14 protein-coding genes are annotated in these 10,972 nt (G+C 66.3%); 3 read left to right on the forward strand and 11 right to left on the reverse strand.

Going from position 1 to position 10,972, the window contains the following annotated elements:
• Nucleotides 1-8: 8 nt before the first annotated feature.
• Both ASF44_RS22160 and ASF44_RS22165 read right to left on the reverse strand, forming a co-directional pair.
• Nucleotides 9-1,004, reverse strand: coding sequence for a YheT family hydrolase (locus ASF44_RS22160; protein ID WP_056901466.1), 996 nt, complete (start codon nucleotides 1,002-1,004; stop codon nucleotides 9-11).
• Nucleotides 1,005-1,036: 32 nt separating this feature from the next.
• Complete coding sequence (locus tag ASF44_RS22165) at nucleotides 1,037-1,492, reverse strand: nuclear transport factor 2 family protein (RefSeq protein ID WP_056901410.1); 456 nt, start codon at nucleotides 1,490-1,492, stop codon at nucleotides 1,037-1,039.
• Between the two features lie 142 nt (nucleotides 1,493-1,634).
• Between ASF44_RS22165 and ASF44_RS22170 the strand changes: the two genes are divergently transcribed.
• The 3 genes from ASF44_RS22170 to ASF44_RS22180 are packed head-to-tail and all read left to right on the forward strand — an operon-like array spanning nucleotide 1,635 to nucleotide 3,709.
• The gene (locus ASF44_RS22170; protein WP_056901411.1) at nucleotides 1,635-2,222 is read left to right on the forward strand and encodes a LemA family protein; all 588 of its coding nucleotides are present in this window, start codon (nucleotides 1,635-1,637) and stop codon (nucleotides 2,220-2,222) included.
• Between the two features lie 3 nt (nucleotides 2,223-2,225).
• Complete coding sequence (locus ASF44_RS22175; RefSeq protein WP_056901412.1) at nucleotides 2,226-3,176, forward strand: YgcG family protein; 951 nt, start codon at nucleotides 2,226-2,228, stop codon at nucleotides 3,174-3,176.
• A gap of 14 nt (nucleotides 3,177-3,190) precedes the next feature.
• The gene (locus ASF44_RS22180; protein ID WP_056901413.1) at nucleotides 3,191-3,709 is read left to right on the forward strand and encodes a TPM domain-containing protein; all 519 of its coding nucleotides are present in this window, start codon (nucleotides 3,191-3,193) and stop codon (nucleotides 3,707-3,709) included.
• Nucleotides 3,710-3,800: 91 nt separating this feature from the next.
• Here the strand turns inward: ASF44_RS22180 and ASF44_RS22185 are convergent, their stop codons facing one another.
• The 9 genes from ASF44_RS22185 to ASF44_RS22225 form a co-directional block, all read right to left on the reverse strand.
• Complete coding sequence (locus ASF44_RS22185; protein ID WP_056667572.1) at nucleotides 3,801-4,220, reverse strand: F0F1 ATP synthase subunit epsilon; 420 nt, start codon at nucleotides 4,218-4,220, stop codon at nucleotides 3,801-3,803.
• A gap of 21 nt (nucleotides 4,221-4,241) precedes the next feature.
• On the reverse strand, nucleotides 4,242-5,648 hold the full coding sequence (gene atpD, locus ASF44_RS22190) for a F0F1 ATP synthase subunit beta (protein ID WP_056901414.1): 1,407 nt from the start codon (nucleotides 5,646-5,648) through the stop codon (nucleotides 4,242-4,244).
• 41 nt (nucleotides 5,649-5,689) lie between these two features.
• Nucleotides 5,690-6,580 (reverse strand): F0F1 ATP synthase subunit gamma, encoded by an 891-nt coding sequence (gene atpG, locus ASF44_RS22195; protein WP_056901415.1) that lies wholly within the window; start codon nucleotides 6,578-6,580, stop codon nucleotides 5,690-5,692.
• Between the two features lie 23 nt (nucleotides 6,581-6,603).
• On the reverse strand, nucleotides 6,604-8,157 hold the full coding sequence (atpA, locus tag ASF44_RS22200; protein WP_056901416.1) for a F0F1 ATP synthase subunit alpha: 1,554 nt from the start codon (nucleotides 8,155-8,157) through the stop codon (nucleotides 6,604-6,606).
• Nucleotides 8,158-8,202: 45 nt separating this feature from the next.
• Nucleotides 8,203-8,733: a F0F1 ATP synthase subunit delta gene (locus ASF44_RS22205; RefSeq protein WP_056901417.1), complete on the reverse strand. Its 531-nt coding sequence runs from the start codon at nucleotides 8,731-8,733 to the stop codon at nucleotides 8,203-8,205.
• A 7-nt stretch (nucleotides 8,734-8,740) separates the two neighbouring features.
• The gene (locus tag ASF44_RS22210; RefSeq protein ID WP_056901418.1) at nucleotides 8,741-9,211 is read right to left on the reverse strand and encodes a F0F1 ATP synthase subunit B; all 471 of its coding nucleotides are present in this window, start codon (nucleotides 9,209-9,211) and stop codon (nucleotides 8,741-8,743) included.
• A 42-nt stretch (nucleotides 9,212-9,253) separates the two neighbouring features.
• Nucleotides 9,254-9,514: a F0F1 ATP synthase subunit C gene (gene atpE / locus ASF44_RS22215; protein WP_056667590.1), complete on the reverse strand. Its 261-nt coding sequence runs from the start codon at nucleotides 9,512-9,514 to the stop codon at nucleotides 9,254-9,256.
• 64 nt (nucleotides 9,515-9,578) lie between these two features.
• Nucleotides 9,579-10,457, reverse strand: coding sequence for a F0F1 ATP synthase subunit A (gene atpB, locus ASF44_RS22220; RefSeq protein ID WP_056901419.1), 879 nt, complete (start codon nucleotides 10,455-10,457; stop codon nucleotides 9,579-9,581).
• Between the two features lie 2 nt (nucleotides 10,458-10,459).
• Nucleotides 10,460-10,912, reverse strand: a complete 453-nt coding sequence (locus ASF44_RS22225; RefSeq protein ID WP_235579307.1) for an ATP synthase subunit I — start codon at nucleotides 10,910-10,912, stop codon at nucleotides 10,460-10,462.
• Between the last annotated feature and the right edge of the window lie 60 nt (nucleotides 10,913-10,972).

Raw genomic sequence — 10,972 nt, forward strand, 5'->3', positions numbered from 1 at the left:
GCGGATTATCAGCGCAGGGCCTGCAGCAACCAGTTGCCCACGGCGTCGGGCATGGCCCTCACGCTGCCAGGCCAGGGCCCATGGGGAAAGCCCACGTGCCCACCCTCCTCCGGCTGCCACAGCGTCACGTGCGACCCCACCGCATCGGCACGGGGCAGGCTGGCGACCGGCACGAAGGGATCGTTGCGGGCGTTGAGCACCAGCGCGGGGATGCGGATGCGGGTCAGGTGCGGCCCGGCCGATGCACGCCGCCAATAGTCCTCGACGTCGCGGTAGCCGTGCAGCGGCGCGGTGAACACGTTGTCGAACGCGTACAGGTCGCGCGCCGAGAGCAACACGTCGCGGTCGAACAGGCCGGGATGCTGCGCCAGCTTGCGCAGGGCCTTGGGCTTCATCGAACGCAGGAACATGCCCGTGTAGACCAGCCGGTTGAAACCCTGGCCCAGTGCCATGCCGCCCGCCGTCAGGTCCAGCGGTGCGCAGACCGCAGCGATGGCCGACACATAGGCCGACGCCGCGCCCTCCATCTCCTGGGCCCAGCGCAGCAGCGCGTTGCCGCCGAGGGAGACGCCAACGGCCACGATGGGCCCGGGGTGGCGCGCGCGCATGCGCCGCAAGATCCAGCCGACCTCCTCGAAATCTCCGGAGTGGTAGGCGCGCGGCGCGAGATTGAGCTCGCCGCTGCAACCGCGGAAGTGCGGCACGGCGTAGACCATGCCGTGCTGGCGCGCAAAGTCGCCGAAGGCCTCGGCATAGTGGCTGCTCGAGGAACCCTCCAGGCCATGGAACAGCACCAGCAACGGGCGCTGCTCGGGGCTCGCGGCCGGGTCGATGGCATCGGCGGCGGCATCTGCCATGTCCACGTCGATGAAGTCCATGTCGGGCGTGATCCAGCGCTCGCGCTTGAATGCCAGCGCAGGCCCATGGCGCCGCTGGCCATACAGCGACGCCCAGATCGTCTGCAGGTCACCGCCCGGAAGCCACCAGGGTGCGCTGTACTCCATCTGCCGCGCCTCGCCGTCCGTGGACAAGCCGCTCAGTGCAGCGTCTGCGGCCCGGCCGCAGGCTCGTGGTCCCGGCCCCCGCCGAGCCGGTCGGCGCTGGCGTGGTGCGTGACGATGCGCCAGCCTTGCGCGGTCTTCAGGTAGACATTGGTGGCGACGACTTCGGCGGCACGCAGGCCGCTGTCGGTCAGCACCTCGATGCGCTCGACCACGCTGTGCACGGCACAGGCCAGCGTCTCGATCTTGCGCGCGCGCTGCGGCAGCACGCGCACCGCGCCGGCCGAGAACAGTGCTTCGTAGGCGGCGCGGATGGCGCCCGCGCCGACCAGCCGCGGGCCATCAGGATGGATGCACACGATCTCGTCCTCGTCGGCCCAGCAGGCCATCATGGCGTCGACATCGGCATGCAGCATGGCGTCGTAGAACGCGGCCTCGGTTTCGTCGGCACTGCCGGAGAGTGTGGCGGCCTGCAGTCGGGCTTTGCTCATGCGGTCGGCATACGAGGAGGTTGCGGTGCGCGCGATTGTGCAACGAATTGCTGCGCCCGCCGCACCAGCGCCGTGCCGCCTCGATGCTCCGCTATGCTCGCTGCCAGCCGGCGGTGGCGCCGGATGCACGGAGCACGGGAAGATGCGTCACTGGCTTTTCACCATCGCGCTGGCGCTGGCCTTGTCGGGCTGCGGCTACAACGACTTCCAACGCCTGGACGAGCAGTCCAAGGCGGCTTGGAGCGAGGTGCTGAACCAGTACCAGCGCCGCGCCGACCTGGTGCCCAACATCGTCGCCACGGTCAAGGGCGAGGCTGCGTTCGAGCAGGACACGCTGACCAAGGTGGTCGAGGCCCGCGCGAAGGCGACGTCGATCCAGGTCACGCCGGAGACGCTGAACAACCCTGAGGCCATGGCGAAGTTCCAGGCGGCCCAGGGCGAACTGGGCAGCGCCCTGTCGCGCCTGATGGTGGTCAGCGAGCGCTATCCCGACCTCAAGGCCAACCAGGGCTTCCGCGACCTGCGCGTGCAGTTGGAAGGCACGGAGAATCGCATCACCGTGGCGCGTAACCGCTACATCCAGGCCGTGCAGGAATACAACGTGCTCGCGCGCAGCTTTCCGACCAACCTGACGGCCAAAGTGTTCGGCTACGGCGCCAAGCCCAGCTTCACGGTCGCCAACGAGGCGCAGATCTCATCCCCGCCGGTGGTCGACTTCCAGAAGAAGTAGCCCTTGCGCGCCTGGCTTGCACGGATCGGCCTGTGGGCAGCTCTGCTGCTGGCCACGGCCACGCTGCAGGCCCAGCCCCTGCAGCCGGTGCCCACGCTCACGGCACGGGTGGTCGACACCACCGGCACGCTGGACGCGGGCCAGCGTGCGCAGTTGGAGCAGGCGCTGGCGCGGCTGGAACACGAGCGCGGTGCGCAGGTGGTGGTGCTGCTGGTGGCGACCACCGCGCCCGAGGACATCGCAGCCTATGCGAACCGCGTTGCCAACGCCTGGCAGATCGGCCGGCGCGATGTCGGCGACGGCGTGCTGCTGCTGGTCGCCAAGAACGACCGGCGGCTGCGCATCGAAGTGGCCAAGACCCTCGAAGGCGCCATCCCCGACCTGGCGGCCAGGCAGATCATCGACGAGGCCATCGCGCCGCGGCTGCGCCAGAACGACTATGCGGGCGCGCTGCTGGCCGGCGTGGCGCAACTGGACGCGCGCATCCGCGGCGAGAACCTGCCGGCGCCGGAGCCGGCCAAGGGGCACGGCGGTGAGGGCCTGGGCGAGGACATGCTGGCGCCGCTGCTGTTCGCGCTGTTCTTCGCGGTACCGGTGGTTGCCGGCGTGCTGCGCGGCATGCTCGGGCGACGCCTGGGCGCAGCGGCGACAGGCATCGCAGCAGGCGCTTTCGCGGCGCTGGTGCTGCAGGCGGTCTGGTGGCTTGCCTTGGGCGCGGGGTTGCTGGCGTTCGTGATCGCTCTGGTGGCGGGGCTCAGCCCGGTGCTGCGCCCGGGCTCACGGCGCGGCCGCGGGCGCATCGGCCCGGGACCGGGTGGCTGGGCCGGCGGGGCCGGCGGCTTCGCTGGAGGCTGGACCATCGGTGGTGGCGGAGACGGTGGCGGCGGAGGCGGCGGCTTCAGCTCCGGCGGTGGCGGTGACTTCGGCGGCGGCGGCGCCTCCGGCGATTGGTAGGGAGCACACGGCGCATGGCACAGATCTGGGGCCGGCTACGGCGCTTTCTGGCACACCGGTGGATCGACGTGGGCGACGCGCACAAGGCCCTGCCGCGCGCGGCGCTGGAGCGGCTGGAGCGCCGCATCTCCGCCAGCGAGCAACGCCATACCGGCGAAGTCTGCATCTGCGTCGAGGCCGCCCTGCCCACCAGCTACCTGCTGCGCGACGCCACGCCACGCGAGCGGGCCGTCGCCATGTTCGGCAAGCTGCGCGTCTGGGACACCGAGCACAACAACGGCGTGCTGATCTACCTGCTGCTGGCCGAACACGCCATCGAACTCGTGGCCGACCGCGGATTGAACCGGCATGTGGACGCACCGCACTGGCAGGCCGTGGTTGCCCAGCTTGGCCAGGTCCTGCGCCGGGGGAGCGTGGAGGACGGCCTCACGACCGCGCTGGAAGAAGTCTCGGCCGTGCTGGTCATGCACTTTCCGCAGGCCCAGGGCACGCCACGCACCAACAGCCTGCCCGACCACATCGAGTTGCGCTGAGCCCCAAAAACAGGAACGCCGCAGACCAAGGGCCTGCGGCGTTCGTTGAGGGTTCCATGCAGCCCCCTGTGGAGCAGCAAGGGCGCCGGCTTTACTTCTTCTGGCGGTACTTGCGCAGCGCAGCGATCTGCGCCGCCATGACGGCCAGCTCGGACTGCGCCTTGGCGATGTCCAACTCGCCCTTGGCGTTGCGCAGCGCTTCCTCGGCCGCAGCCTTGGCCGCGTTGGCCTTCTCGTCGTCCAGGTCCTTGCCGCGGATCGCGGTGTCGGACAGCACGGTCACGGCGTTGGGCTGCACTTCGAGGATGCCGCCGGCCACGAAGATGAACTCTTCGCTGCCGTCCGGCCGCTCGATGCGCACCGAGCCAGGCTTGATGCGCGTGATCAGCGGCACGTGGCGCGGAAAGATGCCGAGCTCGCCGGCCTCGCCGGGCAAGGCCACGAAACGGGCCTCACCCGAGAAGATGGACTCCTCGGCACTGACGACGTCAACTTGGAATGTCGTTGCCATGGGGTTCCTCCAGGCGCCCGATCAGGACAGCTTCTTGGCCTTCTCGAAGGCCTCGTCGATGGTGCCGACCATGTAGAAGGCCTGCTCGGGCAGGTGGTCGCACTCGCCGGCCGTGATCATCTTGAAACCGCGGATGGTTTCGGCCAGCGGCACGTACTTGCCGGGCGAGCCCGTGAACACTTCGGCGACGTGGAAGGGCTGCGACAGGAAACGCTGGATCTTGCGGGCACGGGCCACGGCCAGCTTGTCTTCCGGCGCGAGTTCGTCCATGCCCAGGATCGCGATGATGTCGCGCAGTTCCTTGTAGCGCTGCAGCGTGCCCTGCACCGAGCGGGCCGTCTCGTAGTGGTCGGCGCCGACCACCAGCGGGTCCAGCTGGCGGCTGGTGGAGTCCAGCGGATCCACGGCCGGGTAGATGCCCAGCGAGGCGATGTCACGCGACAGCACCACGGTGGAATCCAAGTGGGCGAAGGTCGTGGCAGGCGAGGGGTCGGTCAAGTCATCCGCCGGCACGTACACGGCCTGGATCGACGTGATGGAGCCCACCTTGGTCGAGGTGATGCGCTCTTGCAGACGGCCCATTTCCTCGGCCAGCGTCGGCTGGTAGCCCACGGCGGAAGGCATGCGGCCCAGCAGGGCGGACACTTCGGTACCGGCCAGCGTGTAGCGGTAGATGTTGTCCACGAAGAACAGCACGTCCTTGCCTTCGTCGCGGAACGACTCGGCGATGGTCAGGCCGGTCAGGGCCACGCGCAGACGGTTGCCCGGGGGCTCGTTCATCTGGCCGTAGACCATGGCCACCTTGGACTCTTCCAGGTTCTCCAGGTTCACGACGCCGGAGTCGGCCATCTCATGGTAGAAGTCGTTGCCTTCGCGGGTCCGCTCGCCCACACCAGCGAACACCGACAGACCGCTGTGGGCCTTGGCGATGTTGTTGATGAGTTCCATCATGTTCACGGTCTTGCCCACGCCGGCGCCGCCGAACAGGCCCACCTTGCCGCCCTTGGCGAACGGGCACACCAGGTCGATCACCTTGATGCCGGTTTCCAGCAGTTCCTGCGACGGCGACAGCTCGTCGTAGGCCGGGGCCTTGCGGTGGATCGAGGCCGTCAGGGCCTGGTCGACCGGACCACGTTCGTCGATGGGGCTGCCCAGCACGTCCATGATGCGGCCCAGCGTGGCCTTGCCGACCGGCACCATGATGGAGGCGCCGGTGTTGAACACCATGGAGCCGCGGCGCAGGCCGTCGGACGAGCCCAGCGCAATGGTACGGACCACGCCGTCACCCAGCTGCTGCTGGACTTCCAGCGTCAGCGCCGAACCTTCCATCTTGAGCGCGTCGTAGACCTTGGGCATCTGGTCGCGCGGGAACTCGACGTCCACCACAGCGCCGATACATTGAACAATCTTGCCTTGTGCTTGAGCCATTTGGTGCTCCTTTGCTCCAAAAATTTGAATCGGGGCGGACGTCAGACCGCAGCAGCACCCGCGACGATCTCGGAGAGTTCCTTCGTGATCGCCGCCTGACGCGACTTGTTGTAGACCAGCTTGAGCTCGGCAATCACATTGCCGGCGTTGTCGGTCGCGGACTTCATGGCCACCATGCGCGCGGACTGCTCCGACGCCATGTTTTCTGCCACGGCCTGGTAGACCAGCGCCTCCACGTAGCGGACCAGCAGTTCGTCGATGACGGATTGCGCGTCGGGCTCGTAGATGTAATCCCAGCTGTGCGTGCTCGGCTTGGCTTCGGCCTTGGCCTTGGCCTCGTCGCTGAGCTTGGCATTCGACAGCGGCAGCAGCGGCTCGATCACCGACTCCTGCTTCATCGTGTTGATGAAGCGGGTGTAGCAAAGATAGACCGCGCCGAGCTTGCCTTCGGCATACGCATCGAGCAGCACCTTGACGGGACCGACGAGCTTGTCCAGGTGCGGCGTGTCGCCCAGGTGCGTCACGTGGGCGACGACCTTGGCGTTCATGCGGTTCAGGAACCCCAGACCCTTGCCGCCGATGGCCACCGTCAGCGGCGTACCGCCGGCGGCCTGCACATCGCGCAGCTTGCCCGTCAGCAGGCGGAGCAGGTTGGTGTTCAAACCACCGCACAGACCCTTGTCGGTCGTCACCACGATGAAGCCGACGTCCTTGGCTTCGTTCGCCTTCATGAAGGCGTGCGTGTACTCGGGATTCGCCTCGCCAAGGTGGGCCGCGATGTCGCGGATCTTGGTGGCGTACGGACGCGCAGCGCGCATCCGTTCCTGGGCCTTGCGCATCTTGGAGACCGAGACCATTTCCATGGCCTTGGTGATCTTCTTGGTGTTCTCGACCGACTTGATCTTGCCGCGAATCTCTTTACCAGCAGCCATGCAAGACTCCTTTGCTTAGGTGATCAGGCAAAGGACTTCTTGAACGCGCCGATGGCGGCCGACAGTTCGGCTTCCGCGTCCTTGTCCAGGGCCTTCGTCGACTCCAGCTTGGCCAGCAGCGCGGCGTTCTTGTCCTTCAGGTAGGCGTGCAGGCCGTGCTCGAACGGCAGCACCTTCTTCACCTCGATGTCGTCCATGAACCCCTTGTTCACGGCAAACAGCGTGGCGCCCATCAGGCTGATCGGCAGCGGCGCGTACTGGGCCTGCTTGAGCAGTTCGGTCACGCGGGCACCGCGGTCCAGCTGCTTGCGGGTGGCCTCGTCCAGGTCGGAAGCGAACTGCGCGAACGCAGCCAGCTCGCGGTACTGGGCCAGGTCGGTACGGATACCGCCGGACTGGCCCTTGATGATCTTGGTCTGGGCCGAGGAACCGACGCGCGACACCGAGATACCGGCGTTGATGGCGGGGCGGATGCCGGCGTTGAACAGGCTGGTTTCCAGGAAGATCTGGCCGTCGGTGATCGAGATCACGTTGGTCGGCACGAAGGCGGACACGTCGCCAGCCTGCGTTTCGATGATCGGCAGTGCCGTCAGCGAACCGGTCTTGCCCTTGACTTCGCCCTTGGTGAAGGCTTCCACGTAGTCGGCGTTCACGCGGGCGGCGCGTTCGAGCAGACGGCTGTGAAGATAGAACACGTCGCCGGGATAGGCTTCGCGGCCTGGCGGGCGGCGCAGCAGCAGCGAGACCTGGCGGTAGGCCACGGCCTGCTTGGACAGGTCGTCATAGACGATCAGCGCGTCTTCGCCGCGGTCGCGGAAGTACTCGCCCATCGTGCAGCCCGAGTAGGCCGACAGGTACTGCATGGCAGCGGATTCGGAAGCCGAAGCGGCCACGACGATGGTGTATTCCATCGCGCCGGCCTGCTCCAGGGCGCGCACCACGTTCTTGATCGACGAAGCCTTCTGGCCGATCGCAACGTAGACGCAGGTCATGTTCTGACCCTTCTGGTTGATGATCGCGTCGATCGCCACGGCCGTCTTGCCGGTCTGGCGGTCGCCGATGATCAGCTCGCGCTGGCCGCGGCCGACGGGCACCATGGAGTCGATGGACTTCAGGCCGGTCTGCATGGGCTGGTCGACCGACTTGCGGGCGATCACGCCGGGCGCGACCTTCTCGATCACGTCCGTCAGCTTGGCGTTGACGGGGCCCTTGCCGTCGATCGGCTGGCCCAGTGCGTTGACCACGCGGCCAACGAGCTCGGGACCGACCGGCACTTCCAGAATGCGGCCGGTGCACTTGACGGTGTCGCCTTCGGAAATGTGCTCGTACTCGCCCAGAATCACCGCGCCGACGGAGTCGCGCTCCAGGTTCAGGGCCAGACCGAAGGTCTGCGCGCCACCAGGGGTGGCGGGGAATTCCAGCATTTCGCCCTGCATCACGTCCGACAGGCCGTGCACGCGCACGATGCCGTCGGTCACGGAGACCACGGTGCCCTGGTTGCGGATGTCGGCGCTGACGCCGAGACCTTCGATGCGGCTCTTGATCAGTTCGGAAATTTCTGCGGGATTGAGCTGCATGACTCTTTCCTTATTCAATATTGGGAGACACCGTCGCCAACCGCATCAAGCGGTGAGCGCAGCTTTCATCTGTTCCAGGCGGGCCTTGACCGAGGTGTCCAGCACCTCGTCACCGACCACGGCACGGATGCCGCCGATCAGTGCCGGATCGATCTCGACCCGGGTCGTCAGCTTGCGGCCGAAGCGTTGCTCCAGCGTGGCCGAAACTTCCTGCAGCGCCTGCGCATCGATCGGGAAGGCGCTGTAGACCACCGCGTCGGAGGCGCCGGTGGCGGCGTTCTTCAACGACCGGAACTGCAGCGCCGCTTCGGGCAGCGCAGCAAGGCGGTCGTTGTCGATCAGCACGCGCAGGAAGTTCTTGCCCGCTTCGGGCAAGCCCTGCGGCACCAGGCCGGCGATCAGGTCGAACACCTGGGCAGGCGTGACCTTGGGGTTGGCAGCGACCTGCAACAGTTCCGGCTGGCCGGCCACCGCCGCCAGCTGGTCGAGCCAGGCCTGCGCGCCGTTCAGGTCGGACGCGCTGGCCTTGAACAAGGCCTCTGCATAAGGACGCGCAATGGTCGCGAGTTCGGCCATGGCGTCCTCAGAGTTCCGTCTTCAGGCGCTGCAGCAGGTCTGCATGCACGCCGGCATTGACTTCCTTGCGCAGGATCTGCTCGGCACCCTTGACGGCCAGCACGGCGACCTGCTCGCGCAGGGCCTCGCGTGCACGCACGGTCTGGTGCTCGGCCTCGTCGCGCGCGGCCGCAACGATCTTGGCTGCCTCTTCCGTGGCGCGGCTCTTGGCCTCGTCGATGATCTGCTGGGCGCGGCGCTCGGCATCGGCCAGGCGGCCGGCGGTCTCGTTGCGCGAGGCTGCCAGTTCCTGTTCGACACGCTGGTTGGCGGAGCTGAGTTCGGCCTTGGCCTTTTCAGCGGCCGCCAGGCCGGCTGCGACTTTCTGTGCCCGTTCATCCAGCGCCTTTGCAATGGGCGGCCACACGAACTTCATCGTGAACAGCACCAGCAGCAGGAAGACGACGGCCTGAACGAACAGGGTTGCGTTGATACTCACGTCAACACTCCTCTACTCTAGGCTGGGGCGTCGAACGCGGGATCAGGCGGCGGGCAGTGCAGCGATGAAGGGGTTGGCGAAGGCGAACAGCAGGGCGATGGCCACACCGATCAGGAAGGCCGCGTCGATCAGACCGGCCAAGATGAACATCTTGGTTTGCAGGTCGTTCATGAGTTCGGGCTGGCGTGCCGACGACTCAAGGAACTTGCCGCCCATCAGAGCAATACCGATGGAAGCACCGATCGCGCCGAGACCGACGATCAAACCACAAGCCAGAGCGACGAGACCGAGAACGTTTGCCATGATGACTCCTTAGATAAATGAAAAGGCAAGAGAGAAAGAAACGAGAGAAAACTGCTGCGGGCGATCAGTGCGCCTCATGTGCCTGGCCCAGATAGATGAGCGTCAGCATCATGAAGATGAAAGCCTGCAGCGTGATCACGAGGATGTGGAACACCGCCCAGATGAAGCCAGCGACCACGTGACCCAACGTGAGTGCCATGCCGGAGAAGCTGAAGGCCATGGCGCCACCCATCAGGGCAATCAACATGAACACCAGTTCGCCTGCATACATGTTGCCGAACAACCGCATGCCATGCGAGACGGTCTTGGCAAGATATTCGATGGCCTGCATCAGCAGGTTGATGGGCCACAGCACGGGGTGGGCACCAAAAGGAGCCGTGATGAGTTCGTGGCCCCAACCGCCCAGGCCCTTGATCTTGATGCTGTAAAGGAAGCACAGGAACAGGACGGAAGTGGACAGGCCCAGCGTGGTCGACAGATCGGCGGTCGGCACGACGCGCATGTAGGCGTGGTGGGGGTCATGGCCCAGCGCGCCGTAGACATGGGTCCAGGCGCTCGGCAGCAGGTCGACCGGCAGCATGTCCATGGCGTTCATCAGGAAGATCCAGACGAACACGGTCAATGCCAGCGGGGCAATGAACTTGCGGCTCTGCGCGTTGTGGATGTTGGCCTTGGCCTGGTTGTCGACCATCTCGACCAGGATCTCGACGGCGGCCTGGAAACGGCCCGGCACGCCCGACGACACCTTGCGCGCAGCCAGCCACATCACGAAGCAGCCGATCACACCCAGGATCAACGAATACAGGACGGAGTCCAGGTTGATGACGTTGAAGTCGACGATGGCCGTCTGCTTCACGGGATTGAGACCCCAATCCACTTGCCAGTGCTGCAAGTGGTGGACGATGTACTCACTTGCGGTCGGTGCGTGTCCTTCAGCGGCCATCTTCAAGGTCTCTTCAGTTCCGTTTTCAACAACTTCGGCCGAGCCACCAGGGCCAGCCAATACATCTTCAGCGCAGCAACCACACCGGCCAGCATGGCCAGCCAGTGCAGGTCTGCAATCAGCCACCAGGCCACGCCGAGCATCAACACGCTCAGGCCCAGCTTGACCATCTCCCACACCGCGAACCGCAGCATCGCTGCCTGCGAATTGGCGGGCGAGCGGCGCATGGCCCGGACGAACAGGGCGGCAGGCAGGGCGATCGCCAGTGCGCCATACAGCGCGGACCAGGCGGCCGACCACTCGCGCACCCACAACAGCGCCAGCATTGCCACGAGCACACCCGCGCCCGCCTGGGCAGCAATCACCCACCAGGGCGAGAGCACGGGATTTGCGTCGCGCAAGCGTTGCGCCTCTTCGGCGGTCAAGGGCTTGAAATCTGCGACTTCAGCGTCCATCTCGGACACAGGAGCTTGGTATGTCATTCGTTATGGCTCCTCGTGCTCCTGCGCAGTACT

The organism is Pseudorhodoferax sp. Leaf274 (genome assembly GCF_001422445.1).
GTDB lineage: Bacteria > Pseudomonadota > Gammaproteobacteria > Burkholderiales > Burkholderiaceae_C > Pseudorhodoferax.

Excerpts from the sequence above, each read along its gene's own strand:
- ASF44_RS22160 (WP_056901466.1), bottom strand. The coding sequence starts at position 1,004 with ATGGAGTACAGCGCACCCTGGTGGCTTCCGGGCGGTGACCTGCAGACG.
- ASF44_RS22165 (WP_056901410.1), bottom strand. The coding sequence starts at position 1,492 with ATGAGCAAAGCCCGACTGCAGGCCGCCACACTCTCCGGCAGTGCCGAC.
- ASF44_RS22170 (WP_056901411.1), top strand. The coding sequence starts at position 1,635 with ATGCGTCACTGGCTTTTCACCATCGCGCTGGCGCTGGCCTTGTCGGGC.
- ASF44_RS22180 (WP_056901413.1), top strand. The coding sequence starts at position 3,191 with ATGGCACAGATCTGGGGCCGGCTACGGCGCTTTCTGGCACACCGGTGG.
- ASF44_RS22185 (WP_056667572.1), bottom strand. The coding sequence starts at position 4,220 with ATGGCAACGACATTCCAAGTTGACGTCGTCAGTGCCGAGGAGTCCATC.
- atpD (WP_056901414.1), bottom strand. The coding sequence starts at position 5,648 with ATGGCTCAAGCACAAGGCAAGATTGTTCAATGTATCGGCGCTGTGGTG.
- atpG (WP_056901415.1), bottom strand. The coding sequence starts at position 6,580 with ATGGCTGCTGGTAAAGAGATTCGCGGCAAGATCAAGTCGGTCGAGAAC.
- atpA (WP_056901416.1), bottom strand. The coding sequence starts at position 8,157 with ATGCAGCTCAATCCCGCAGAAATTTCCGAACTGATCAAGAGCCGCATC.
- ASF44_RS22205 (WP_056901417.1), bottom strand. The coding sequence starts at position 8,733 with ATGGCCGAACTCGCGACCATTGCGCGTCCTTATGCAGAGGCCTTGTTC.
- atpE (WP_056667590.1), bottom strand. The coding sequence starts at position 9,514 with ATGGCAAACGTTCTCGGTCTCGTCGCTCTGGCTTGTGGTTTGATCGTC.
- atpB (WP_056901419.1), bottom strand. The coding sequence starts at position 10,457 with ATGGCCGCTGAAGGACACGCACCGACCGCAAGTGAGTACATCGTCCAC.
- ASF44_RS22225 (WP_235579307.1), bottom strand. The coding sequence starts at position 10,912 with ATGGACGCTGAAGTCGCAGATTTCAAGCCCTTGACCGCCGAAGAGGCG.